This window comes from Streptomyces sp. NPDC036764 (assembly GCF_055609385.1).
The window spans coordinates 172,532-195,852 of sequence record NZ_JBVJPT010000007.1; the positions used below are offsets into that span (position 1 = coordinate 172,532).

The window sequence follows — 23,321 nt, forward strand, 5'->3', positions numbered from 1 at the left end:
CTCACCGCGGGGACGGGTTCATCTGAAGACGGACGCCGGTGGCGCCGGCGAGGCCACCGCCGCCGCGTCCGTGACCGGTACGGCGCCCCCGGTGAAGTCCGCGAGGGACCGGCCGTGTTCGACCCGGCCCGGGTGCGGGTCGGAGGCGGCGCGCCGGGTCAGCTCGGCGACCGGCAGCGGGACGTCGGCGGCGAGCAGGACCGCGTTGCCGAACCGCTTGCCGCGCAGCACCGTCGGGTCGGCCACCAGCGCCAGCTCGGCGAACCGGGCGGCGGCGGTGGCGATCTGGCCCCGCAGATGCGCGAGCGGCGGACCGTCGGCGAGGTTGGCGGCGTACCAGCCACCGGGCCGCAGCGCGCGGCGGACCTCGTCGAGGAACTCCGTGGAGGTGAGGTGGGCCGGGGTGCGGGCGCCGCTGAAGACGTCGGCGATGACGAGGTCGGCCCAGCCGTCGGGCACCTTGGCGAGCCCTTCGCGGGCGTCGGTGGAGCGCACCCGGACGCGGGCGGCGCGGTCCAGGGGAAGTTCGCGGCGGACCAGTTGGACGAGGGCGGCGTCGCGCTCGACGACCTGCTGGGTGGAGCGGGGGCGGGTGGCGGCGACGTAGCGGGCGAGGGTCAGGGCCCCACCGCCGAGGTGCACGGCCTGTACGGGTTTGCCGGGCGGCGCGACGAGGTCGATGGCGTGCCCGAGGCGGCGCTGGTACTCGAAGGAGAGGTGGGCGGGGTCGTCCAGGTCGACGTGGGACTGCGGCGCCCCGTCGATCAGCAGCGTCCAGGCCCGCGCGCGGTCCCGGTCGGGTATGAGCTGGGCGAGCCCGCCGTCGACGCTCTCGACGACGGAGGCGAGGTCCGCGGCTGAGCGCCGGGGTTTTCTGGACTTTCCCACTCGGCCATTATCAGGGGGTACCGGCGGTCCCACCTGCCGCCGGGACGTGCCTGGTCACCGGCCTGCCGCGGGGGCGGACGGACGGCGGCACCGCGCCTGCGCCGGTCACCGACAGTTGTCGGCCGCCTCGATCAGCCGAGCCGCCTCGCCCAGCGCCGCACGCAGCACCGCGGGATCGGTCGCCAGGTCCGCCTCCCCGGGCGGCAGGAGCCAGTCCGAGCCCTCGACCGGTGGCTCGGGGTTCAGGTCGAGGCGCAGGCCCCGCCCGTCGGTCTCCGTGCAGGTGCTGCCCGGCACGTCCCAGGCGGCGGCCGTGCCCGAGGGGACCACGAAGCCGAGGGTGTCGCCACCGTCGTCGTGCAGGACGGGCCCCACCGCATCGCAGGCGCCCCGCCGCAGGATGTCGACCGCCTCCAGGCCCTGTCGCGCGGGGACGGTGACCACGTCGCACCCCGACTCCGGGTCGCACGCCGCGCCCGGCGGCGCGCCGCACTCTGCGGTCGGCGCGTGCCCCGCCGTTGTCGACGGCGTACGAGGAACGACGCTCTGGCTGGTCTCCATCCCGACCTCCACCACGGAACCCCTTTTGCAGTCCGAAGAGTTCAACGCGTCACGGCGTCAACGGCTACGGCGGAAGTCAGCCGCAAAGGATGGCAGTTCATGGCAGATCACGTATGAGATATCCGGTTTGTAGCCAAACCCTGCGTGGTGGCTCCGCTACAGCAGGTACGTTCTTGCCCGCCGGACACAAGGGCATCACACGGATTTTCGCTTCAACTCGTCCTCGTCCCGGCATGGTTCGACGGTTCGCACGAGAGGACCCGGCCATGGCGTCGTCAGAGCTGACCTCGTCCCAGCCCTCCAGGCCAACGCGGCCGAATCTCGCGTTCCGGCGGTTGCGCGGACAGCGCTCGCCGGCCGAGTTCGCCGCGGTGGTGCGACGGGCCGCTCACGAGATCGGTGAGCGGGTGAGCTGTGACGCGCGTTACATCGGCAGGGTCGAGGCCGGCGAGATCCGCTGCCCCAACTACGCGTACGAACGGGTGTTCCTGCACATGTTCCCCGGCCGCACCCTCACCGACCTGGGCTTCGCGCCCCGCTCGTCCGTACGCGGACGCCAGGCGCGCGCCGAGGAGGACGCACCCCCGGCACACACCACGAGCCCGGCGTGCGCCACGAGTGAGACGCCAGGGGCCCACGAACCGTATGACCCACTGAACCCGCAAAGAACGTACGACCCGTGTGACGCGTACGGCACAGCGCAGAACGACGAGAACCGCGAGGAGAGCGACGTGCTACGTCGCGCATTCATGACCGGCGGAGGCGCCACAGTGGCCGCCGCCTCACTGAGCAGCCCCCTGGGGCTCGCCTATGACGCCGCTGCCGCGGAGCGTCCCCTCAGACGTGTCGGGGGGCGGGAGGCGGACGCGCTGGAGGAAGCGGTGCGCCGCATCCGGCTGCTCGACGACCGGCACGGCGCCGACGGCCTCTACCGGCGCGCCGCCGCCCCGCTGCGGGCCGCCTACGCACTGCTCGACGCCGGTACGACCCGGCAGGCGACCGGCGACCGGCTCCACGCGGGCGCGGGTGAACTGGCCATCTCGGTGGGGTGGCTGGCCCACGACTCGGGCCGCTTCGACGACGCCCGCTCGCACTACGCGGAGGCGCTCGCGACGGCCCGGATGGCGGGCGACCCGGGGCTGGAGGCCCACGCCTTCTGCAATACGTCCTTCCTCGCGCGGGACGCGGGCCGGCCCCGCGAGGCGGTGCGGGCGGCGCAGGCCGCGCAACGCGTCGGGCGCGCGCTCGGCTCGTCCCGGCTGATGTCGCTGCTCGCGCTGCGCGAGGCCGGCGGCTGGGCGGGGCTCGCCGACCGCACCGGCTGCGAGCAGGCCCTCGCCCGTGCGCAGGCCCTCTTCCAGCGGGGCCACTCGGAGGCCGACCCCGAGTGGATGAGCTTCTACGGAGAGGCCGAGCTGGAGGTCCTGGAGGCGCAGTGCTGGTCGACGCTGGGCAACTGGCAGCGCGCGGCGCGGCACGCGGGGCGGGCGGCCCAGCTCCAGGATCCGCACTTCACCCGCAACATCGCCCTGTACACCGCGCAGCTCGCGGACGACCTGGCGCGGGGCGGACGCCCGGACGAGGCCGCCGCCGCCGGGATGCGGGTGCTGGACCTGCTGGACCTGGTGCAGTCTTCGCGGGTCCAGACGATGCTGGCGGGCACGGCCCGGGTGCTGCTGCCGCACCGGCGGGCGAGCGGGGTGTCGGCGTTCCTGGAGCGGCACGCGTCGGCGCCCCGCCCGGCGTGACCTGCTCGGCGGGCTCGCGGGTGGGCTAGCCGGCCAGGTGCCCCGAGTCGTTCCAGCTCTCGATCGCCGGCTCGCCGTAGGCCCACCCCAGCACCGACAGTGAGGTCGGGTTCAGCCGGATCCGCGCCGCGAAGTCGAGCGGCAGCCCCAGCCAGCGCGCGCCGATGGACCGCAGGATGTGCCCGTGCGCGAACACCAGCACATCCCGGTCCGCCTCGCGGGCCCATGCCACGACCTCGTCGGCGCGGGCCGTCATCTCGGGCAGGGTCTCCCCCTCGGGCACACCGTCGCGCCAGATGAGCCAGCCCGGGCGGATCGCCTGGATGTCCGCCGGGGTCATGCCCTCGTAGGCGCCGTAGTCCCACTCCATGAGCGTGTCCCAGGTACGCGCGCGGTCGCCGAATCCGGCGAGTTCGCACGTCTCACGCGCGCGTGCGAGGGGGCTCGTGCGGACCTCGACCCCGTCCAGTCCGTCGTACGGCGGCCGGTGCAGGCGCTCACCCAGCAGCTTCGCGCCCCTGCGGCCCTCCTCCAGGAGGGGCACGTCGGTCCTGCCGGTGTGCTTGCCGGACAGCGACCACGCCGTCTGTCCGTGCCGGGCCAGCAGGATGCGCGGTGCCATTGCGGGGCCTTCCGGGAGAAATGAGAGGCGGAACGCATACATCATCGCGCACGCTGTGCGCGGGCAACCCGCCGGGCGATCTCTGCGTCTAGAGGGCCAGGGCGCCCGAAAGGGGCGCGCGCGTACACCGTAAAGTGGTTCGACCGGTCCACCGGGCGCCGTGAAAGAAGAAGGGGGAGGCGATCGGATGCCGCACGCCGACATAGCTGGCGTGGAGGCGACGCCGCGGACCCGCCTGCGCTGGTGGACCGAGCTGCCGCTGATATTGCTGGTCTACGCCTGCTACTCGGCGGGCCGCCTGCTCGCCCGGGGGGATGTCTCCACCGCCGTCGACCACGGCCTGGGGATCCTGGACATCGAGAAGGCTCTGTACCTCAACGCGGAGCACCCCCTCAACCGCCTGTTCACCCGCGAGGCCTGGATCGGCGTCCCGGCCGACTTCTGGTACGCCTCGCTGCACTACCTGGTCACGCCGGTGCTCCTGGTGTGGCTCTTCAGGTCCCGCACCGTGCACTACCGCGCGGCCCGCACCTGGCTGATGACGTCGACCTTCATCGGTCTGATCGGCTTCACCCTGCTGCCGACCTGCCCGCCCCGGCTGCTCGCCGGCGGCCACGGCTTCGTCGACACGATGGCCCAGTACAGCTCCTACGGCTGGTGGGGCGGCGAGGCCAGCGCGCCGAAGGGCCTCGGCGGCATGACGAACCAGTACGCGGCGATGCCGAGCCTGCACGTCGGCTGGGCGCTGTGGTGCGGGGTCATGCTGTGGCGGTTCGGCGGGACGCGCCTGACGAAGATCGCCGCGGTCGCCTACCCGCTGATCACGACGATCGTGGTGATGGGCACCGCCAACCACTACTTCCTCGACGCGGTCGCGGGCGCCGCCGTGATGGGCGTCGGCCTGCTGCTGGCGCCCGTTGTGATGCGGATCATGGACCGGGCGCGGACGCGGTTCGGGCCTGCGCTCACGCCCGTCTCGGCCGCCGCCGGCTCGGTCCCGAGCGCCGCGGGCGCCACCGTCACGGTGGGCTCGGGTGCCACTTCCTCCTCGATTGTCAGTGGCGGATGCCAGACTTCCGCGGGTGAGCGAATTCCACGGCAGCGCGAGTCCCGGTTCGGAGCCGGAGCCGAGCCGAGTGCCTCTCCCCAGGACGCGGGGGACGGCGCTCCGGCACCGGCTCGCTGAGCTGCGCGGTCCCGACGTACCGGCCAAGGCGCTGGACGCGCGCGCCCTGGCCGCCCTCGCCGCCAACCCCGGCTGCAAGCGGCGCGCGATCCTGGACGGCGCCGGGGTGAACAAGGCGGTGCTGGCGAGCGCGTTGGGTTCGCCGTCGGCCTTCGGGCAGTCGCAGTTCGCCCTCACGCGCGGCAACGCCTTCGAGGCCAAGGTCAAGGCGGACGGCGGCGCGGAGCTGCTGCGCCTGGTGCGCGAGAAGCTGGACCGCGGCGCCGAACCGCCCACCCACGCGCGCGTGCCCGAGCTGACCGCGACCGGCCCCGAGGGCCGCACGGCCCGTACGGCACTGGCGCTGCGCGAGGCCACCGAGGCGCACGGCGAGTGGACCCTGCTCGACCACCCCATGCTCGCTCTGGACGTCGCCGGCTCGCCCGCCTTCCTGGAGCCGGACGCGGTCGTCGTGCACCCGGACGGGACCTGGACGGTCGTGGAGATCAAGTCCTTCCCGATGCTGGACGGTTCGGCGGACCCGGCGAAGGTGGGTGCGGCCGCGCGGCAGGCGGCGGTGTACGTGTTGGCGCTGGAGGAGGTCGCCGCCCGGCTCGGCGCGGAGCCGGAGGGGCGTGCCGGTGTCGAAGAGCCGAGGACGGTCGCCGCCTCGACACCGGCCAAGGCGCCCCAGAAGCGGACAGCCTCGGACAGCGCCCCTGTCCCGCGCGTGCGCGACCGCGTCCTGCTGGTCTGCCCCAAGGATTTCTCCAACCTCCCCACCGCCTCGGCCGTCGACGTCCGCAAACAGCGCGCGGTGACCGCCCGCCAGCTCGACCGGCTCACCCGTATCGAGGACATCGCCGACGCGCTCCCCGCCGGCACCTGCTTCTCCCCCGAACTGCCCGCGGCCGATCTGACGGCCGCCGTCGAGTCGGTTCCGGCGACGTACGCGCCCGAGTGCCTGTCCGCCTGCGAGCTGGCCTTCCACTGCCGCGCCCGCTCCCTCGAGTCCGGTGCGGTGACCTCACTGGGTCGCTCGGTACGGGCCGAGCTGGGCGGTCTGACCACGGTCGGGGACGTCCTGTCGGCGGCGCGCGGCGAGTCGGGCGACCCGGACGACCCGGCGGTGGCGGCACTGCGCCGGGCGGCCCGGTTGCGCGCGCAGGCCCTCGGTGACCGGGCGGTGGCCGCGTGTCGCTGATCTCCACCCTCGCCCGACTGGAAGCCGTAAGCACCGGTCGCGCCCAGCCCGCCGCGACCGTCCGTCACCGGCATCTGTCGCAGCGCCCGCTCGTGTTCGTGCCGCTCACCACCGCCGGCGAGGCCGGTGCCCCGCTCGGCGCGCTGGTCGGCACGGACCGGGACGCCCCGCACCTGCTGGTCGTACCGCAGCCGCGCGACCGGGACCTCAGGTTCGCGTTCCTGTCCGAGCTGGCGGACGTCGTCCTGCCGTACATCGACGCCTACGCCGAGGACGTGGAGGCGGCCGAGCGCAACGAGACCGACCCGGAGACCGGCAAGCGGGTCAAGGTCGAGGTCGAGCTGTGCGCGGACGCCCCGCAGTTGATCATGCCGAGCCGCGCGGGCATCGAGTTCGTACGGCTCCTGGGCCGTTCGATGCGCTTTCGGCGTACGGCGGAGCAGGACCCGGAGGCCCCTTATCCGGCGCCCCCGCGCGTGCCGCTGCTCGGCCGCTGGCTCACCCACTTCGGCGAGCGGGCCCGCGTGCCCGGCTCCTCGCTGCTGCCGGCCATGACGGACCTGCTGTCCCGGCACTGGGCGACCGGCCAGTCCACCCTGGAGGACCAGCACCTGGGCGCGCTGCTCGCCTGGATCGACCCCCCGCCGGGCGAGAGCGGGGCCGAGGCGGCACTGCGGGCGGAGCTCGCGCGGGACCGGGACGGCCAGCTCCTGTGCCCGCCGGCCGGCCCCGCCACCGACCCGGCGTTCGACAACAAACTGCTCGCCCCCGCGATCGAGCGCTACGACCGCGCCCGCACCGCCCTCGCCGCCTCCGCGGACGGGCTGGAGGCCGATGACCGGCTGGGGGACCTCACCGCGGCCGAGCGGGAGATCCGCGCCCTGGTGGCGAGCCGGACCCGGCCCACCTGGGACGCGGTGTGGCGGGGCCTGGACCTGCTGCGGGAGCTGCCCGTGGCCGGGCGGGTGGAGGAGCGGTGGACCCGCGACCGCTGGTCGTTCACCGGCCACCGGGACCGCGTCCTCGCCGGTGAGCCCCCGCAGCCCCGCCGCGACGACGCGGTCACCGCCGCGAACAAGCTCGCCGCGCGTGAGCGGGAACAGGCCCGTCTGGAGGCCCAGGAGGCGCTCGACGATCCGCTGGTGATGGCGGGGCGGCGACTGGTGGGAGAGGCGTTCGCGGGCGAGGTCACCGATGTGGTGATGGCGTACAGCGAGGGCAAGCGGCCGAGCCCGCGGCCCCTGGTCACCGTCCGCACGGACGACCGGCCGCACCTCGGCGAGCGGGCCAAGGTGTTCCGGTCGCTGGGCCAAAAACCCCAGTCGGCGGAGTTCGTCGGCCACGAGGAGGCTCTCGACGAGGACGGCGGCGCACTGATCGTGCTGCGCGTCCTGGACAAGATGGGCCGTGGCAAGGAGCCCGAGGAGGGGTCGGTGCCGCAGAAGGGCGACCTGGTCTGCTTCACGCTCTTCGAGCACGAGCAACGGGGCGGCGCGAAGCTGCCCGAACCGGAGCAGACACCGTGGACGCACGGCGGGCCGCCAGGGGAACAGGTGTCCGAGGCCGCCGATCCGCTCACCCAGGAGGACGTGCTGTGACCGCCGTGTTCGACCCCGGTGCCGCCGCGGCCGAGGCCACCGACGCGATCCTGCACAACACCCTGCACAGCGAGGCGCGCGGCGTCGTCGTGGACTCCCCGCCCGGCGCCGGCAAGTCCACGCTCGTGGTCCGCGCGGCCCTGGAACTCGCGGACGCCGGGCGCCCGTTGATGATCGTCGCGCAGACCAACGCGCAGGTCGACGACCTGGTGCTCAGGCTCGCCGAGAAGAACCCCGAGCTGCCGGTGGGCCGGCTGCACAGCAGCGACTCCGACCCGTACGACAAGGCGCTGGACGACCTGCCGAACGTACGCAAGTCGGCGAAGGCGGCCGATCTCGCGGGTCAGGCCGTCGTCCTGTCCACGGCGGCCAAGTGGGCGCACGTCAAGGTCGACGAGCCCTGGCGGCACGCCATCGTCGACGAGGCGTACCAGATGCGTTCGGACTCGCTGCTCGCCGTGGCCGGGCTGTTCGAGCGGGCGCTGTTCGTGGGCGACCCGGGTCAGCTCGACCCGTTCGCGATCGTGGGCAGCGAGCAGTGGGCGGGCCTGTCGTACGACCCCTCGGGCTCTGCCGTGACGACCCTCCTCGCACACAACCCCGACCTGCCCCAGCACCGCCTGCCGGTCTCCTGGCGCCTCCCGGCCTCCGCCGCCCCCCTGGTCTCCGACGCGTTCTACCCCTTCACCCCCTTCCGCAGCGGCACCGGTCACGACGACCGCCGGCTCACCTTCGCGGTCCCGTCGGACGGCTCGGGCCCCGACCGGGTGATCGACGAGGCGGCGGAGTCGGGCTGGGGGCTGCTGGAACTGCCGGCGCGGCACACCCCGCGCACGGATCCCGAGGCGGTGCGGGCGGTGGCGGCGGTCGTACGGCGTCTGCTGGACCGGGGCGGCGTGGCGACGTCGGAGCGCTCGCCGGATCCGGCGCCGCTCACCGCCGACCGGATCGCGGTCGGCACGGCCCACCGGGACCAGGCCGCCGGGATCCGGGCGGCGCTGGCCGAGCTGGGGGTGACAGACGTCACCGTCGACACCGCCAATCGCCTCCAGGGCCGCGAGTACGACGTGACCGTGGTCCTGCACCCGCTCTCCGGCCGCCCCGACGCCACCGCCTTCCACCTGGAGACGGGCCGCCTGTGCGTGCTGGCCTCCCGCCATCGGCACGCGTGCATCGTGGTGTGCCGCGCGGGGGTGAGCGACCTCCTGGACGACTACCCGTCGACGGAGCCGGTGCAGTTGGGGACGGTGGTGAAGTTTCCGGACGGTTGGGAGGCGAATCACGCGGTGTTGGCCAGGCTCTCGGAACATCGGGTGCTCTGGCGGCCTTGAAGGCCCTGGAAGGACGGCACCCCGTTTGACCTGTCCCGACGCCCACTTGCGCGGGCGCGGGACAATGGACGGTGGACCGGTTCACCGCAGGGTCGCCGGTGACCGACGAGACCGGTGACGTACGAGGAGGACAAAGACATGGCGGAGCCCACGCCGCGTCGGAACGAACCGCGGCTACGCCCCGCGCCCCTGCTCTTCGAGCCCGCGCAGGCGGCCGACGACCCGGAGCACTTCTTCGACCTGGAGTCGATCGACGACCCCCGGGCGCTGCTCGCGCGGGCGACCGAGCTGACGCAGGCGTTCCGGGCGGCCGCGGACCGCGCGGTGGAGTTCCAGGCCATCGCGGCGGCGCAGCTCGCCGACCCGCGGCGGTTCGACCGGCTGACGGCCGCCGACATCGCCGAGCAGGCCGAGTGGACCGAGGACTACGCCAAGAAGATGGTGGAGTTCGGCAGGGATCTGATGCGTGGCGTCGAAGGGGCGGGACACGTCGACCCGGTGTGACCGACCCGACCGGGCAGCTCACCCACCGCCACCTCTTGGCATATGCCAGGCGGGCAAGATACCCGCTCCCACCCTCTCCTGTACGGCGTTTCGGCAACCCTGAGAGACCGCGTGCTCACGCCAGGTAGATCTATGCGTCATGAGCAGCACACGGGACGACATCTTCTCGGACGCCGGCTTCCACGCCACCGGTGTCGACACCGCCGCACGGATCACCCCTGACGGCGTCGCCTGGCTCGCCTCGGCAGGAACGTATCCGCGCAGCACGCTCGCCCTCTGGGAGGAGCGCCCGGCGGCCCCGGTGGTCCTGCCCTGCGGTTCCGTCTTCGACGTCGTCAGCGCCCCCGCGCTCTTCGGGCGCCGGATGCTGGACCGGCTGTGGGACGGGGGGCCGGGTTCGGGACCCGTGGCCGTCTATCGCGGGCGGATCCTGATGTTCGCCGCGCCGGGCACCGCCCAGCGGCTGCCGTCACTGCTGCGGTGGGAGGAGTTCGGCCGCACGGACGGCATGCCGCCGCTCCTCTGCCACGGCACCGGCGACGCGGTCACCGTCCCGGCGCCGGCGGACCCGGACGGGCCGGACGCGGGCTTGCCGGACCTGGATCTACCGGACGCGGACCTGCCGCCGACGACCCCCTCCGGCTCCCGCTGGCTGGTCGCCCCCGACACCCGTAATCCCTGGTTACCGGGCCCCGAGGTGCTGCTCTGGGCGGCCGTACGGGCCGCCCGCGCTGCCGTTCGGATATCGATTTTTCCCCACGCCGATCAGGGTGCTAAGGTCTACGACGTCAGCAGGCGCCGCTAGCTCAGTTGGTTAGAGCAGCTGACTCTTAATCAGCGGGTCCGGGGTTCGAGTCCCTGGCGGCGCACAGACGGTAAAGGCCTCTCGCAACTGCGGGGGGCTTTTGCTTTTGAGGCGGGCTCTGCAGGGGCGGCTGGGGGTCCGGGGGTTATCCCCCGGAGAATGCAGCATCAGCGGGTCCGGGGTTCGAGTCCCTGGCGGCGCACAGACAGTGAAAGCCCCTCGTGAGAACGAGGGGCTTTTCGCATGCGCCGCGAACGCCCGGCCACCACTCCACCCCCGGCCGCTCCGGCCGCTCCGGCCGCTCCGGCCGCTCCGGCCGCTCCGGCCGCTCCGGCATGGGCGCTACCCCGACACGTGCGCGCTGTCCGTCGTCGTGATCTTCACCGTCCATGCGCCCGAAGCCGTCCTGCCCTCCGCCTCCACCCGGACGCCCTCCCCCGGCACCGTGAAGGTCTCGCCGAGGCCGACCGGTGCGTCCGCGAGTGGTGGGTACACGGACTCCTCCCAGCAGGCCTCGCTGCGTGGATGGGCGTCGATCACCTCGACCGGCCCGCCGCCGGACTCGGTCCGGCTGCGCACCCGGTACACCAGCACCCCCTGCCGGCAGGTCTCCACGTCGTTGCCCACCGGACCGCGCACCTCGAAGGCGAGGGCGCTCTCGGCGCCGGTGCGCACGACGGCGAGTTTGATGCCGTTGCCCAGCCCGAACCCCGGCACGGTGCCGTGGGCGGAGCCGGTCGGTTCGGAGGAGCCGTTCGGGCCGAGGGCAGGTCCGCCGAAGTCGCCGTCCGCCCCGGCCGCGCCCGTCCGCGGCGGCAGCCCCGGGCCCGCCGACAGCGGCTCCAGCGTCAGCCGGGCGGTCCCGGCTCCGCTGCCCTGCACGCACACCACCTGCCGTGGATCCAGCCAGCCGAGCTTCCACTTGTGCCAGCCGAACAGGTCCGGAGCCATGCCGAACTGGCTGCCCATCAGGTCCCAGTCGCCGACATAGGTGTCCCAGTCGCCCTTGCCGTCCACCGGACGGTGGTACAGGTCCGGCAGGTCGAAGACATGGCCGGTCTCGTGCGCGAGGACCAGCCGGTCCGGCGGGTGGTTCTCGAACACGGTGACGACACGCCGGATGTCGGTGCCGTCGGCCCGCAGCGGCGTCTCCAGGTTGACGACCTTGGTGGCGTCCGAGTCGACGCCGGGCGCGTCCGGGTCGGCGACGAAGTAGACGACGTCGTAGCGGGAGAAGTCCACCTCCCGGTCCGCCACCGCGAGGGCGTCCCGCAGATAGGCGGCCCGGTCGGCGACACGCCAGTCACGCTGTATGGCGTACGCCGTCGACGGGCGCGGCATGCGCAGCCAGTGCCGCAGCGGATGCGGGCGCAGGGTGAATCTGCCGTAGGAGGCACGTTCGAAGAAGCGGGTGGTGGCCGGGAAGTGGTCGGCCGTCAGTTCGGCGGGTGTCGTCAGGGGTGCCGCGTCCGGGAAGGACAGGAACACCATGACCGCGTCGAGCCCCCGGGCGGGACGCGGATAGGTGGCGTTCCAGGTGTCCAGGCCCTCGGAGTGGTGGGCGTCGGTGCGCTCCAGGGCACAGGGTGCCGCGTCGAACGGTTCCGCGACCGACGGACCGACGACCAGGGAGGTCGCGGCGAGCGCCGACATCGTGGTGAACACCGCGGCGACACTGCGCAGTCGGTGCCTGTCCCGCAGCAGACCCATCCCACGGAGCAGGGGGAGCTGACGCGGCACGTGGACCTCCGGAAGCGGTTCGCGGGACACCGCACCCAGCCTGTGTCAGATTGTCGTACTACGTCCTGTTCTGCTGCACCGGACGGGTGAGCGGGCCACGGGCTCCGCGGCATCGACACCCCGAATCGCTCACGGAACGTCACAAGTGGTCGGGGGCCCGAAGAAGCTGTCCAGGTGCGAGCAGAAACGATCTGTCGGATGCGCGCGTTGCGCGGGAACACTGGACAGTAGGTGGAAGGGCCGGAGACCAGCCTCTATGATCGGCACACTTTCCTGACACTTTTCCTGCACGGACACGGCCCGGCAGCCGCCCGGCATCCACCCGGCCGACCATTCCGATGAGACCCATCCGAAGATCGAGTGCACTGCGGGAGCGAGCGGTGAGCGGAACGTCCGAAGGGCCGACGCCCGCGGCAGACCTCATCGGGCCGGCCGTCACAGAGAGTAATGCCCAGCCATCGCCCGGTACCGGGGCGCCGCCCTACTCGTCCGCCTTCTCCGCCGCGCCCCTGGCGATGGCCGTGGTCGACCGAGACGGCCTGGTGGCAGGCGCCAACTCCACGCTCGCCGCCCTGCTCGGCACACCCGCCGAGGAGTTGACCGGGACCGCGGCCGCCGACCTGGTCGACCTCGCCTCCGACGCGCGCACCTGGCAGACGTACCGCGAGGTGCTGCGCGGCCGCCAGGCCGAACTGCGGTGCACGCGCCGCCTCAAACACCCGGAGGGCCACTCCATGTGGGTCCGGGTCACGGTCGCGCCGCTGCCCGGCGACGAGTCCGGCGGCGTGCTGCTCTCCGTCGCCGACATCAGCGCCCACCGCGAACTCCAGGCACGGCTGCGCCACTTGCAGATGCACGACCCGGTGACCCGGCTGCCCAACCGCACGCTGTTCTTCGAGCGGCTGACAGCGGCACTGGAGGTGGAGTCGTACGACGAGAGCGGCACCACGGGCCGAATCGGCCTGTGCTATCTGGACCTTGACGGTTTCAAGGCGATCAACGACACCCTCGGCAACCGCGTCGGCGACAAGCTGCTGGCCTCCGCGGCCGAGCGGCTCACGCGCTGCGCGGAGCAGGCCGGGTACGCCCGCTCCAGCCCGCCGCTGGTGGCCCGGCTCGGCGGTGACGAGTTCGCCCTGCTCGTCGAGGACTCGACAGGTACCGAGCAACTGGCCGACCTGGCCGAGTCGTTGCTGGCGGCACTGCGGGAGCCCTTCGACCTGTCCGGCCGGCGCCTGTCGGTGTCGGCGTCGATCGGAGTCGTGGAGCGCATTGCGGCCGGCACCACCCCGACCGCCCTGATGCAGGCCGCCGACACGACGCTGTACTGGGCGAAGGCCGACGGCAAGGACCGCTGGACGCTGTTCGACCCCGAGCGCAACGCCCACCTCATGACCCGTCAGGCACTGGCCGCCACCCTCCGCGCGGCCATCGAGCGCGGTGAGTTCGCCCTGGAGTACCAGCCGTTGGTGGGGATGGAGGACGGCCGGCTGCGCGGTGTCGAGGCGCTTGTCCGCTGGAATCATCCTCAGTTCGGCGTACTGGCGCCGAATCGGTTCATCGGACTGGCCGAGGAGGACGGCTCGATCGTGCCGCTGGGCCGTTGGGTGCTGGCGACCGCCTGCCGGCAGGCGCGCGCCTGGCAGGTGGCGCACCCCGACGAGCCGCCGATCTTCGTCAGCGTGAACGTCGCCGTGCGCCAGGTGTGGGACTCCGACCTGGTGGCGGACGTGGCGCGGATCCTCGACGAGACCGAACTCGCCCCGCATCTGCTCCAGTTGGAGCTGACCGAGTCGGCGGTGATGGGTTCGTCGGGCCGGCCCCTCCAGGACCTCCAGGCGCTCAGCGACATGGGTGTGCGCATCGCCATCGACGACTTCGGCACCGGCTACTCGAATCTGGCGTATCTGAGCCGGCTGCCGGTCTCGGTGCTGAAGCTGGACGGCTCCTTCGTACGGGGCTTCCAGTACGAGAGCGACAACAGCACCGCCGTCCCGCCGAACCCGGCCGACGAGGTCGTGGTCGAGGCGATGATCCAGCTCGCCCACCGGCTGGGGCTGACGGTCACCGCGGAGTGCGTGGAGACGCTGGCGCAGGCTTCACGGCTGCGCCGGATCGGCTGCGACACCGGCCAGGGGTGGCTGTACTCGCGGCCGGTGTCGCCGGATCGTATCTCCGAGCTGATGGGCGCACGCGTCTGACGTGCGCCGGGTGAGGCGGGCGGTTTCCGGTCAGGCGGTCGGCAATCCGTAGGCGTCCGCGATGAGTTCGTACGAGCGCAGACGTATGTCCATGCCGGGTGCGTTGCTGGTGATCATCAACTCGTCGGCGCCGGTGCGCTTCTGGAGGTCGTCGAGGCCGGCGCGGACCTCGTCGGAGGTGCCGTGGATGACGTTGGCGTTCCAGGACTCGGCGAACTCGCGCTCCATCGGGCTGAACTCGTAGGCCTCGGCCTCCTCGGGGGTGGGGATGAGGCCGGGGCGTCCGGTGCGCAGGCGGACCATGCCGAGGGCGGCGGCCTGCACCTGACGGCGGGCCTCCTTCTCCTCGTCGGTGGCGAGGGCGGAGACGCCGATGAGGGCGTAGGGCCGGTCGAGGACCGCGGACGGCTGGAAGGACTCCCGGTACAGCTCCAGAGCCGGGACGGTGTTGCGTGCCGAGAAGTGGTGCGCGAAGGCGAACGGCAGGCCGAGGACGGCTGCCAGGCGGGCGCTGAAGCCGGAGGAGCCCAGCAGCCAGATCGGCGGGCGGTGCGGGGACTGGACTCCGCCGGGCGAGGTCGCCTGGACCGGGCCGGGGACGGCGTGGATACGGCGGTAGGGGTGGCCGTCGGGGAAGTCGTCGTCGAGGAAGCGCGTGAGCTCGGCGAGCTGCTCGGGGAAGTCGTCGGCGCCCTCGTTCAGGTGGTCGGTGCGGCGCAGGGCGGCGGCGGTGGCGCCGTCCGTGCCGGGGGCACGGCCCAGGCCCAGGTCGATCCGGCCGGGGGCCATGGCCTCCAGGGTGCCGAACTGCTCCGCGATGACCAGCGGGGCGTGGTTCGGGAGCATCACGCCGCCGGAGCCGAGGCGGATGCGGTTCGTGTGGGCGGCCAGGTGGGCGAGGATCACCGCGGGCGAGGAGGATGCGACGCCGGGCATGGAGTGGTGCTCGGCGACCCAGAAGCGGTGAAAGCCTCGGGACTCCGTGAGGCGGGCCAGCTCGACGCCGGTGCGCAGGGCGTCCGTGGCGGTGCGGCCGGCGCTGACCGTGACCAGGTCGAGTACGGAGAGGGGGACGGGTGCGGTGCCCTGTACCTCGCCTCGGATCTCGTCTGCCGTCACCGGTTCCTCCTGCCGTTTCGCTGTGCGGTGTGCGTCAGCAGTTAACAGGAGGCCGTCTCCGGTTTATTCCCTCGCCCCCGCCGCCCTACCCTCCCCCACTCTCGGCTTCGCTCGAGCGGGGGCCTCATCGTCCCCGGGGGCTGCCGCCCCCGGACCCCCGCATCGGCCCTGAACGGGCCTCGTCCTCAAACGCCGGACGGGCTGAAAAGAACCGCACACCGGACGGGCCGAAGGAGGTGGCCCGCTACACCTGCACGATCGGCTCGCGGCTGAACAGTGCGCCCAGGGTCGGGGCGTTCACGCGGCGGTCTGCCAGGCGTAGGGCCTCCCAGACTGTGACCTGGTTGGCGGTGAGGACCGGCTTGCCGAGTTCGCTCTCCAGGGCCGGGATGTGGGCGGCCGTGTGCAGGGCGGTGTCCGGCAGCAGGACCGCCTCGGCGTCCGGCGAGTCCGCCTCCTTGGCCAGCGCGAACACCTCGGCCTCGCCCCAGGTGCCGACCTCCGCCGCGGTGATGATCCCGGAGCCGCGCAGCGTCGTGACCTCCGCGCCCGCGTCCGTCAGGAAGCGGGCGAAGAGCTCGGCCACGTCGTCCGGGTACGTCGCCCCGATCGCCAGCCGCCGCACGCCGAGCTCCCGGACCGCGTGCACGAAGGCGAAGGACGTCGAGGAGGCCGGCATGCCCGCCGCGACGGCGAGGGTGCGCACCTGGTCGTGGGCGCCCTCCCAGCCGTAGACGAAGCTGCCGCTCGTGCACGCCCACACGACCGCCTCGGCGCCCGTCAGCCGCAGTGCCTCCACGCCCGCCGCGAGGCGCTCGGCGGAGCCCATCCGCAGCAGGGCGTCCACCCGGTGCGCGTCCTCGCCGATGTCGGTGTGCACCAGGTCGATCCGGATGTCGCTGGCGAGCAACTGCTCGATGCGCGGATAGTCGTCCTCGGCAGAGTGGCCCGGGTAGAGAAATCCGAGTGCGGTCATGTCAGCCTTTCTACTGCTGTTCCTGCTCTGGAACATCCGGCACGTCCGGGAGCACGGGCCCGCTCGGTGTCGCCGGGTCGATCCGAGCGGCCGGGTCGATCAGCGCCTGATAAGGCCCCACCGCGCGGGTACCCAGCCTGCGCAGCGCAGCCCACATCGTCACCTGGTTGGCCGAGAGAACCGGGATGCGCAGCTCCGCCTCCAGTTGGGGGATCACGTCATAGGTCGGCAGGTTGGTGCAGCTTATGAACAGCGCGTCGACCCGGCGGCGGCCGACGGCCCTGCGCGCCATGTCGGCCACATCGCGGTAGGGCACCTTCCAGATGTGCCGCGTCAGCCCCATGAACGCGCATCCGGTGACCGCGACGCCCGCCTCGGCCACGTACTCCTCAAGCGCACGGGTCACCGACACCGTGTACGGCGTGACCAGCGCCACCCGCCGCGCCCCCAGCTCGGTCAGCGCCTCCAGCAGCGCCCCGGACGTGGTGACCGACGGCACCGCGCCCGCCCGGGTCATCGCCTCGCACATCGCCCGCTCGCCGGCGATGCCGCCGACGAAACTGCCGGACGTACAGGCGTAGGCGACCACCTCGGGCGCGATCGCGGTCAGGGTTTGGACGCCGTCGTCGAGCGTCTCGTGCTCACTGACCAGCCGGGCCAGATGCAGGCTGACCTCGACCGGGACGTACGGCGTCCGGGTCAGGTGCAGCGAGACCTCGTCCGGGACCCAGCGCCACAGCTCGCGGTCCAGCGCGAAGTCGAACGGGGCGATGACTCCGACACCACGCTGGGGCCGAGGACCGCCCAGGAAGGAGATGTCCATGGCGTCCATGGCACGCACCGCCCTCACTACGAGAAACAGGTGAGCAACGGACCGTATGTACGCCCGTGTTGACGAAGGTAGGTTCGGGTGCGAGCGTGGTCAAACCTCGCATGTCAGACGGCTATCCCTTCCAGTAGAACTCCGAGAAACGGCCCCCGCACACCCCCGGGGCACAGCCCTCGCACACCCCTGGAGAAGCGACCCCGAATGACCTCCCCCGCCCCCGGTCCCTCCCCCGTCTCCGGCCCGCCGCCCACGCTCCTGGTCCTCGACGCCGAGCCCCTGCCCCGCCTCGGCCGGCTCACCGGTCGCGCCCGTGTCGAGCACGCGGACGAGTCGACCCTCGCGCAGCGGCTGCCGCACGCCGACGTCCTGCTGGTCTGGGACTTCACCTCGCACGCCGTGCGCCACGCCTGGCCCGGCGAGGGTCCGAGGCCGCGCTGGGTGCACACGGCGAGCGCGGGCGTGGACCACCTGATGTGCCGGGAGCTGACCGAATCCGACACGGTCGTCACCAACGCGCGCGGGATCTTCGACCAGCCGATCGCCGAGTACGTCGCCGCGCTGGTGCTGGCGATGGCGAAGGACCTGCCGCGGACCCTGGACTTCCAGCGCGCGCGGGAGTGGCGGCACCGCGAGGGGCAGCGCGTGGCGGGCACGCGCGCGTGCGTGGTCGGTTCCGGTCCCATCGGCCGGACGATCGTCCGCACGCTGAAGGCCCTCGACGTCACCACCGCGCTGGTCGGCCGGGTGCCGCGCACCGGCATCCACGGCCCCGACGATCTCGACCGGCTGATGTCCCGCGCCGACTGGGTGATCTCGGCCGCGCCGCTCACCGAGCAGACGCACGGCATGTTCGACCTGCGCCGGTTCGGCGTCATGCAGCCCTCGGCGCGGTTCATCAACGTCGGGCGCGGGCAGCTCGTGGTGGAGGAGGCGCTGGCTCAGGCGCTCACCAAGCGCTGGATCGCGGGGGCCGCGCTCGATGTGTTCGAGCACGAACCGCTCACCCCGGACAGCCCGTTGTGGGAGCTGCCGGGCCTGATCGTCTCCCCGCACATGAGCGGGGACACCATCGGGTGGCGGGATGAACTCGGGCGTCAGTTCGTGGAGTTGTACGAGAGGTGGGAGGCGGGCAGACCGCTGCTGAACGTCGTGGACAAGCAGCGCGGGTACGTACCGGGACGCTGAACTCCGCACGGATCGAGCCTGGAGGGCGCATGACGGACCTCACCGAACTGACCGCCGTACAACTCCTCGACGGCTACCGCAAGGGAGACTTCAGCCCCCTCGACGCCACCCGCGCGACGCTGGAGCGGGCCGAGCGGATCCAGCCGGAGGTCAACGCCTTCGTACGGCTCACCGCCGACGAGGCCCTCGCGCGGGCCGGTGAGTCGGCCGAGCGCTGGCGGCGCGGCGAGCCGGCCGGCCTGCTCGACGGTGTCCCGGTCACCGTGAAGGACATCCTGCTGCTGCGCGGGGCGCCGACCCTGCGGGGCTCGAAGACCGTCGCCGAGCGGGGGAGGTGGGACGAGGACGCCCCCTCGGTGGCCCGGTTGCGCGCGCACGGCGCCGTCTTCCTCGGCAAGACGACCACCCCCGAGTTCGGCTGGAAGGGCGTCACCGACTCACCGCTGTCCGGCGTCACCCGCAACCCCCTGGACCCGACCCGCACCGCGGGCGGCTCCAGCGGCGGCGCGGCGGCGGCCGTGGCACTCGGCGCGGGACCGCTGGCGCTCGGCACGGACGGCGGCGGCAGCGTCCGGATCCCGGCGGCGTTCTGCGGCATCTTCGCCCTGAAACCGACGTACGGCAGGGTCCCGCTGTACCCCGCGAGCGCCTTCGGCACGCTCGCGCACGTCGGCCCGATGACCCGTGACGCGGCCGACGCGGCCCTGCTCCTGGACGTCATCGGCGCGCCCGACTCCCGCGACTGGTCGGCGCTCCCGCCGGCCCCGGGCTCCTTCACCGCGGCCCTGTCCGGCGGGGTGCGCGGGCTGCGCGTCGCCTACTCCCCGTCCCTCGGCGGCCAGGTGGCGGTGCGCCCGGCGGTCGCCTCGGCCGTGCGGCGGGCGGTGGAGCATCTGGCGGGCCTCGGGGCGTACGTCGAGGAGGCCGACCCGGACTTCACGGATCCGGTGGACGCCTTCCACACCCTGTGGTTCACCGGGGCGGCCCGGGTGACCCAGCATCTTGGGCCGCACCAGCGGGAGTTGCTCGACCCGGGCCTGAGGGAGATCTGCGCCGCCGGCGCCCGACTGTCGGCGCTGGACTACCTGGCCGCGGTGGACGTCCGCATGGCACTGGGCCGCCGGATGGGCCGCTTCCACGACGTCTACGACCTCCTTCTCACCCCGACCCTCCCGATCACGGCCTTCGAGGCGGGCGCCGAGGTCCCGAAGGGCTCGGGGCATCGCCGGTGGACCGGCTGGACACCGTTCACCTACCCCTTCAACCTGACCCAGCAGCCGGCGGCCACCGTCCCCGTCGGCACGGACGGGGACGGCCTGCCGGTCGGTCTGCAGATCGTGGCCGCCCGGCATCGGGACGATCTGGTGCTGCGGGCGGCGCACGCCCTGTACGAGGCCGGGGTCACGGCCGGCGGGGCCTGACGGCCGTACCGGTGCCGATCACCTCGACGGGTGTGTCCCGCAGCCGTTCGACGTGGGCCAGGAGATCCTCGTTCAGGCTCGCTCTGGAGTGGTAGAGCTCCTCCTTCCAGCTCAGCGCACCACGACCGCCCAGGTCGTCCGCGACGAGCGAGGTCCGGCCGTCGGCGCCGGCGTGCCCGGCGTGGGCACGCAGCACCTCCGTCACCGTCTCGAAGGCGCCGAACTGGTTCGATCCCATCCACAGTCCACCGCCCAGAAGCTCGTCGGAGGCCGCCCTCGCCTCGTCCCGCATGGCGTCGGACTGCGCAAGGAACCGCTCCGCGTCCAGGGCGAGGCCGGCTTCCAGGTCGGTGAGGGCACGGCGCAGGAACTCGTGCCACGCCCTCACCGCCGTACGGGCCCGGGCCACCCGCTGCAACTGGATCCGGGTCGCCTCACGGTCGGCCCGCGCCCTCTCCTGCCGTGCGATCTGCCGCTGATGTGCCAGCGGCCCGAGGAACATGGCGAGGGCCGAGATCAGCGCCCCGATGACACCACCGAGCAGCCCGGCGATCGTGTTCGACATGGCCTCAAGTCTGGCCGAGGAGAGCTGAGTTCCGTCACTCGATGCGCCGGAATCTCAGCGACTCCCCCAGGGCTCCCGAGCGCCACAGGTCGTTGCAGCCCTCGGCCATCTCTTCGAGCCCTTCCACGATCTGGCCCCAGACGATTCCGGGCACCCAGCCCACGTCCGCGTTCAGCAGCAGGTTGTTGCGCTCGTAGAACAGGGCCAGGTCGACCACCGTCGTGCCGGGCCGGACCTCGCGGTCGTAGCCGTAGGACTTGGTGCCGAGTTCCGTTCCGGCGAAGGCGAAATAGCACAGATCGCCCGGAATGGGGGTGACCGTCGGGTTCTCCAGCGGCGGCTCCGTTTCCGCGAAGGGCGGGAAGAGGGCGTAGATCTCGTTGCGGGCGTATTTGGCGTGATAGACGTCGCCGGTCAGGGGCAGGGCGTCCCAGACGGCCGCGCAGGTCAGCGGGGCGCGGTCGTCCAGGAGCTTGGCCGTGCAGTGGATTTCGCGCTTGACCAGTGACACCTCGATGAACCGATCAGTCATGCATTCCAGGGTGCATACATCGCATCGTCTCGGGTAGCCGCGCCGCCATGGCTCCACCTAATGGGAACGACAGAGACACACCTGGGACCACGCGCCGGTCGCTGCTCGCGGGGGTGGCGGCGCTCGGTGCGCTGGGGGCCGCCGGCTGCTCGCGGGTGGCCACGGCATCGACCGAGGACGGAGGTGACCTGCTCGACCGGCTCAAGGCGGCGGGCGTCGTACGCCTCGGTATCGCGGGGGAGATCCCCTTCGGCTACATCGACAGGAACGGAGACCTGACCGGCGAGGCGCCGGAACTGGCCAAGGTCATCTTCAAACGGCTGGGCATCGACAAGGTGCAACCCGTGCCGACCGAGTTCGGGTCGCTGATCCCGGGTCTGAACTCGCAGCAGTTCGACGTCGTCGCCGCGGGCATGTACGTCAACCCCGAGCGCTGCGAGCAGGTCATCTTCTCCGACCCCGACTACCAGATGCTCGACTCCTTCATCGTGCGCAAGGGGAACCCCAAGGGGCTGCACGACTACAAGGACGTCGTCGAGAAGAAGGCCAAGTTCGCCACCGGAACCGGCTATGCCGAGATCCAGTACGCCGTCGAGGCGGGGTACAAGGAGAGCGACATCCTCATCGTGCCGGACCAGGTCGCGGGGCTGAACGCGGTCGAGGCGGGGCGCGTGGACGCCTTCGCCGGTACGGCGCTGACCACCCGTGAGGTCGTCAAGAAGTCGGCGAAGGCGGAGTCCACCAAGGCCTTCGCGCCCCTCGTCGAGGGCAAACCGCACGTCGACGGCGGCGCGTTCGCGTTCCGGCCGACCGAGACGAAGCTGCGGGACGCCTTCAACGTGGAGCTGCAGAAGCTGAAGAAGAGCGGGGAGCTGTTCCGCATCCTCAAGCCCTTCGGCTTCACGGAGGCGGAGATGACCGACCTCACCGCGAAGGAGCTGTGCGGCGGATGACCTCGGGACTCTGGGAACTCGTACTCAAAGGGATATGGATCACCGTCCAGTTGCTGGTCCTGAGCGGACTGGTGGCGACGGCGGTCGCCTTCGGGGTCGGCATGGCCCGCACCCACCGGCTGTGGATCGTCCGCTTCCTCGCGGGCGTCTACACCGAGGTGTTCCGCGGGACCTCCGCCCTGATCATGATCTTCTGGGTGTTCTTCGTGCTGCCGGTCGCGTTCGGCTGGCAGTTGGTCCCGCTGTGGGCCGGCACCCTCGCACTCGGACTGACCTACGGCGCGTACGGCGCCGAGATCGTGCGCGGCGCCCTGAACTCCGTGGACCCGGCACAGCGTGAGGGCGGTATCGCGCTCAGCTTCACGCCGTGGCAGCGGATGCGGCTGGTCCTGCTGCCGCAGGCGGTGCCGGAGATGATCCCCTCCTTCACCAACCTGCTGGTGGAACTGCTCAAGGGCACCGCGCTGGTGTCCGTGATGGGCATGGGCGACCTGGCCTTCAGCGCCAACCTGGTGCGCCTGGCGCTCCAGGAGAGCGCGGAGATCTACACCTACGTCCTGCTCATCTACTTCGTCATCGCCTTCCTGCTCACGCGGGGCATGCGCGGACTGGAACGCAAACTCAAGGCCGGTGTCGGCAAGTCGGTCGGGCGCACGCCCGAGCAGGAACTGCACCGACCCGAGACGACCGGTGTGGGCGCGGGAGGTGCTCTCGGATGACCTGGGACTGGGGCGCTGTCGCCGACTTCATGCCGCGATTCTGGGACGGGCTGCTGCTCACGCTGCAGATCCTGGCCCTCGGCTCGCTGATCTCGTTCGCGCTGGGCCTGGTGTGGGCGCTGCTGATGCGCACCCCGAGCCGCTTTGTGCGCTGGCCGGTGGGGGCGGTCACGGAGTTCATCCGCAACACCCCGCTGCTGGTGCAGTTGTTCTTCCTGTTCTACGTGCTGCCCGAGTGGGGCATCACCGCATCGGCGCTCACCACCGGCGTCTTCGCGATCGGGCTGCACTACTCGACGTACACGATGCAGGTCTACCGGGCCGGCATCGAGGCGGTGCCCGTCGGCCAGTGGGAGGCCGCGACGGCGCTGAATCTGCCGGTGACCCGGACGTGGCGGGTGGTGATCCTGCCGCAGGCGATCCGCCGGGTGGTCCCCGCCCTCGGCAACTACGTCATCGCGATGCTCAAGGACACCCCGATCCTGATGACGATCACGGTCATGGAGATGCTCGGCGAGGCGCGGCTGTTCGCACAGGAGAACTTCCAGTTCACCGAGCCCCTGACGGTCATCGGTGTGGCCTTCATCTTCATCGCCTACCCGGCCTCCCTTCTCGTACGAGCCCTGGAGCGACGCCTTGTCCGCTGACACCCCTC

The 23,321-nt window shown here is 72.2% G+C and carries 22 protein-coding genes and 1 tRNA gene; 14 read left to right on the top strand and 9 right to left on the bottom strand.

Annotated features, from left to right (window positions below; translation table 11 throughout):
* Nucleotides 1-18 precede the first annotated feature (18 nt).
* Together ACZ69Q_RS25665 and ACZ69Q_RS25670 are read right to left on the bottom strand one after the other, a co-directional pair.
* Nucleotides 19-888: a spermidine synthase gene (locus ACZ69Q_RS25665; RefSeq protein WP_471045965.1), complete on the bottom strand. Its 870-nt coding sequence runs from the start codon at nucleotides 886-888 to the stop codon at nucleotides 19-21.
* Between the two features lie 105 nt (nucleotides 889-993).
* Complete coding sequence (locus tag ACZ69Q_RS25670; RefSeq protein ID WP_471045968.1) at nucleotides 994-1,449, bottom strand: hypothetical protein; 456 nt, start codon at nucleotides 1,447-1,449, stop codon at nucleotides 994-996.
* Nucleotides 1,450-1,715: 266 nt separating this feature from the next.
* On the opposite strand from ACZ69Q_RS25670, the gene ACZ69Q_RS25675 reads away from it, so the two are divergent.
* A complete protein-coding gene (locus ACZ69Q_RS25675; protein WP_471045971.1) occupies nucleotides 1,716-3,197 on the top strand; it encodes a hypothetical protein in 1,482 nt (493 codons plus the stop codon).
* Nucleotides 3,198-3,222: 25 nt separating this feature from the next.
* Here ACZ69Q_RS25675 and ACZ69Q_RS25680 read toward each other — a convergent pair whose 3' ends face one another.
* Complete coding sequence (locus ACZ69Q_RS25680; protein WP_471045974.1) at nucleotides 3,223-3,819, bottom strand: histidine phosphatase family protein; 597 nt, start codon at nucleotides 3,817-3,819, stop codon at nucleotides 3,223-3,225.
* Nucleotides 3,820-4,006: 187 nt separating this feature from the next.
* Here ACZ69Q_RS25680 and ACZ69Q_RS25685 point away from each other — a divergent pair, with 187 nt between their 5' ends.
* From ACZ69Q_RS25685 to ACZ69Q_RS25715, 7 genes are all read left to right on the top strand, one after another.
* Nucleotides 4,007-5,005: a phosphatase PAP2 family protein gene (locus ACZ69Q_RS25685; protein WP_471045977.1), complete on the top strand. Its 999-nt coding sequence runs from the start codon at nucleotides 4,007-4,009 to the stop codon at nucleotides 5,003-5,005.
* On the top strand, nucleotides 4,956-6,188 hold the full coding sequence (locus ACZ69Q_RS25690) for a hypothetical protein (protein ID WP_471045979.1): 1,233 nt from the start codon (nucleotides 4,956-4,958) through the stop codon (nucleotides 6,186-6,188). The genes ACZ69Q_RS25685 and ACZ69Q_RS25690 overlap by 50 nt, the downstream gene beginning before the upstream one ends.
* Nucleotides 6,179-7,786 carry a hypothetical protein gene (locus tag ACZ69Q_RS25695; RefSeq protein WP_471045982.1) on the top strand — a complete coding sequence of 536 codons (1,608 nt, stop codon included), beginning with the start codon at nucleotides 6,179-6,181 and terminating at the stop codon, nucleotides 7,784-7,786. Before ACZ69Q_RS25690 ends, ACZ69Q_RS25695 begins: the two co-directional genes overlap by 10 nt.
* On the top strand, nucleotides 7,783-9,117 hold the full coding sequence (locus tag ACZ69Q_RS25700; RefSeq protein WP_471045985.1) for an AAA domain-containing protein: 1,335 nt from the start codon (nucleotides 7,783-7,785) through the stop codon (nucleotides 9,115-9,117). Before ACZ69Q_RS25695 ends, ACZ69Q_RS25700 begins: the two co-directional genes overlap by 4 nt.
* Nucleotides 9,118-9,255: 138 nt before the next feature.
* Entirely contained in the window at nucleotides 9,256-9,621 is a 366-nt protein-coding gene (locus ACZ69Q_RS25705) for a hypothetical protein (protein WP_471045988.1), read from the top strand.
* Between the two features lie 139 nt (nucleotides 9,622-9,760).
* Nucleotides 9,761-10,426: a bifunctional DNA primase/polymerase gene (locus tag ACZ69Q_RS25710; RefSeq protein WP_471045991.1), complete on the top strand. Its 666-nt coding sequence runs from the start codon at nucleotides 9,761-9,763 to the stop codon at nucleotides 10,424-10,426.
* Nucleotides 10,417-10,490: transfer RNA gene (locus tag ACZ69Q_RS25715), tRNA-Lys, on the top strand. Before ACZ69Q_RS25710 ends, ACZ69Q_RS25715 begins: the two co-directional genes overlap by 10 nt.
* 278 nt (nucleotides 10,491-10,768) lie before the next feature.
* Here ACZ69Q_RS25715 and ACZ69Q_RS25720 read toward each other — a convergent pair.
* Nucleotides 10,769-12,196, bottom strand: a complete 1,428-nt coding sequence (locus ACZ69Q_RS25720; RefSeq protein ID WP_471045993.1) for a M6 family metalloprotease domain-containing protein — start codon at nucleotides 12,194-12,196, stop codon at nucleotides 10,769-10,771.
* A 350-nt stretch (nucleotides 12,197-12,546) separates the two neighbouring features.
* Between ACZ69Q_RS25720 and ACZ69Q_RS25725 the strand changes: the two genes are divergently transcribed.
* Nucleotides 12,547-14,367, top strand: a complete 1,821-nt coding sequence (locus tag ACZ69Q_RS25725) for a putative bifunctional diguanylate cyclase/phosphodiesterase (protein ID WP_471045995.1) — start codon at nucleotides 12,547-12,549, stop codon at nucleotides 14,365-14,367.
* A 30-nt stretch (nucleotides 14,368-14,397) separates the two neighbouring features.
* Here ACZ69Q_RS25725 and ACZ69Q_RS25730 read toward each other — a convergent pair whose 3' ends face one another.
* From ACZ69Q_RS25730 to ACZ69Q_RS25740, 3 genes are all read right to left on the bottom strand, one after another.
* Nucleotides 14,398-15,486 carry an LLM class flavin-dependent oxidoreductase gene (locus ACZ69Q_RS25730; protein ID WP_471045998.1) on the bottom strand — a complete coding sequence of 363 codons (1,089 nt, stop codon included), beginning with the start codon at nucleotides 15,484-15,486 and terminating at the stop codon, nucleotides 14,398-14,400.
* A gap of 244 nt (nucleotides 15,487-15,730) precedes the next feature.
* The gene (locus tag ACZ69Q_RS25735; RefSeq protein WP_471046001.1) at nucleotides 15,731-16,462 is read right to left on the bottom strand and encodes a maleate cis-trans isomerase family protein; all 732 of its coding nucleotides are present in this window, start codon (nucleotides 16,460-16,462) and stop codon (nucleotides 15,731-15,733) included.
* 10 nt (nucleotides 16,463-16,472) lie between these two features.
* On the bottom strand, nucleotides 16,473-17,285 hold the full coding sequence (locus ACZ69Q_RS25740) for a maleate cis-trans isomerase family protein (protein WP_471046342.1): 813 nt from the start codon (nucleotides 17,283-17,285) through the stop codon (nucleotides 16,473-16,475).
* A 207-nt stretch (nucleotides 17,286-17,492) separates the two neighbouring features.
* Between ACZ69Q_RS25740 and ACZ69Q_RS25745 the strand changes: the two genes are divergently transcribed.
* Together ACZ69Q_RS25745 and ACZ69Q_RS25750 are read left to right on the top strand one after the other, a co-directional pair.
* Nucleotides 17,493-18,476, top strand: a complete 984-nt coding sequence (locus ACZ69Q_RS25745) for a D-2-hydroxyacid dehydrogenase (protein ID WP_471046003.1) — start codon at nucleotides 17,493-17,495, stop codon at nucleotides 18,474-18,476.
* 29 nt (nucleotides 18,477-18,505) lie between these two features.
* Complete coding sequence (locus tag ACZ69Q_RS25750; protein WP_471046006.1) at nucleotides 18,506-19,897, top strand: amidase; 1,392 nt, start codon at nucleotides 18,506-18,508, stop codon at nucleotides 19,895-19,897.
* On the opposite strand, the gene ACZ69Q_RS25755 is transcribed toward ACZ69Q_RS25750, so the two are convergent.
* On the bottom strand, nucleotides 19,878-20,462 hold the full coding sequence (locus ACZ69Q_RS25755) for a hypothetical protein (protein WP_471046009.1): 585 nt from the start codon (nucleotides 20,460-20,462) through the stop codon (nucleotides 19,878-19,880). The two genes, ACZ69Q_RS25750 and ACZ69Q_RS25755, sit on opposite strands and share 20 nt — an antisense overlap.
* A gap of 34 nt (nucleotides 20,463-20,496) precedes the next feature.
* Complete coding sequence (locus tag ACZ69Q_RS25760; protein ID WP_471046012.1) at nucleotides 20,497-20,994, bottom strand: DUF3830 family protein; 498 nt, start codon at nucleotides 20,992-20,994, stop codon at nucleotides 20,497-20,499.
* Nucleotides 20,995-21,041: 47 nt separating this feature from the next.
* Here ACZ69Q_RS25760 and ehuB point away from each other — a divergent pair, with 47 nt between their 5' ends.
* The 3 genes from ehuB to ehuD are packed head-to-tail and all read left to right on the top strand — an operon-like array spanning nucleotide 21,042 to nucleotide 23,313.
* Nucleotides 21,042-21,947, top strand: a complete 906-nt coding sequence (ehuB, locus tag ACZ69Q_RS25765; protein WP_471046015.1) for an ectoine/hydroxyectoine ABC transporter substrate-binding protein EhuB — start codon at nucleotides 21,042-21,044, stop codon at nucleotides 21,945-21,947.
* Complete coding sequence (ehuC, locus tag ACZ69Q_RS25770; RefSeq protein ID WP_471046018.1) at nucleotides 21,944-22,666, top strand: ectoine/hydroxyectoine ABC transporter permease subunit EhuC; 723 nt, start codon at nucleotides 21,944-21,946, stop codon at nucleotides 22,664-22,666. The genes ehuB and ehuC overlap by 4 nt, the downstream gene beginning before the upstream one ends.
* Complete coding sequence (gene ehuD / locus ACZ69Q_RS25775) at nucleotides 22,663-23,313, top strand: ectoine/hydroxyectoine ABC transporter permease subunit EhuD (protein ID WP_383419929.1); 651 nt, start codon at nucleotides 22,663-22,665, stop codon at nucleotides 23,311-23,313. The genes ehuC and ehuD overlap by 4 nt, the downstream gene beginning before the upstream one ends.
* Nucleotides 23,314-23,321 lie beyond the last annotated feature (8 nt).

What these genes read in the sequence shown, in the direction of transcription:
- ACZ69Q_RS25670 (WP_471045968.1), bottom strand. Translation starts at nt 1,449, where the DNA reads ATGGAGACCAGCCAGAGCGTCGTTCCTCGTACGCCGTCGACAACGGCG.
- ACZ69Q_RS25675 (WP_471045971.1), top strand. Translation starts at nt 1,716, where the DNA reads ATGGCGTCGTCAGAGCTGACCTCGTCCCAGCCCTCCAGGCCAACGCGG.
- ACZ69Q_RS25680 (WP_471045974.1), bottom strand. Translation starts at nt 3,819, where the DNA reads ATGGCACCGCGCATCCTGCTGGCCCGGCACGGACAGACGGCGTGGTCG.
- ACZ69Q_RS25685 (WP_471045977.1), top strand. Translation starts at nt 4,007, where the DNA reads ATGCCGCACGCCGACATAGCTGGCGTGGAGGCGACGCCGCGGACCCGC.
- ACZ69Q_RS25705 (WP_471045988.1), top strand. Translation starts at nt 9,256, where the DNA reads ATGGCGGAGCCCACGCCGCGTCGGAACGAACCGCGGCTACGCCCCGCG.
- ACZ69Q_RS25710 (WP_471045991.1), top strand. Translation starts at nt 9,761, where the DNA reads ATGAGCAGCACACGGGACGACATCTTCTCGGACGCCGGCTTCCACGCC.
- ACZ69Q_RS25735 (WP_471046001.1), bottom strand. Translation starts at nt 16,462, where the DNA reads ATGACCGCACTCGGATTTCTCTACCCGGGCCACTCTGCCGAGGACGAC.
- ACZ69Q_RS25740 (WP_471046342.1), bottom strand. Translation starts at nt 17,285, where the DNA reads ATGGACATCTCCTTCCTGGGCGGTCCTCGGCCCCAGCGTGGTGTCGGA.
- ACZ69Q_RS25745 (WP_471046003.1), top strand. Translation starts at nt 17,493, where the DNA reads ATGACCTCCCCCGCCCCCGGTCCCTCCCCCGTCTCCGGCCCGCCGCCC.
- ACZ69Q_RS25750 (WP_471046006.1), top strand. Translation starts at nt 18,506, where the DNA reads ATGACGGACCTCACCGAACTGACCGCCGTACAACTCCTCGACGGCTAC.
- ACZ69Q_RS25755 (WP_471046009.1), bottom strand. Translation starts at nt 20,462, where the DNA reads ATGTCGAACACGATCGCCGGGCTGCTCGGTGGTGTCATCGGGGCGCTG.
- ACZ69Q_RS25760 (WP_471046012.1), bottom strand. Translation starts at nt 20,994, where the DNA reads ATGACTGATCGGTTCATCGAGGTGTCACTGGTCAAGCGCGAAATCCAC.
- ehuB (WP_471046015.1), top strand. Translation starts at nt 21,042, where the DNA reads ATGGCTCCACCTAATGGGAACGACAGAGACACACCTGGGACCACGCGC.
- ehuC (WP_471046018.1), top strand. Translation starts at nt 21,944, where the DNA reads ATGACCTCGGGACTCTGGGAACTCGTACTCAAAGGGATATGGATCACC.
- ehuD (WP_383419929.1), top strand. Translation starts at nt 22,663, where the DNA reads ATGACCTGGGACTGGGGCGCTGTCGCCGACTTCATGCCGCGATTCTGG.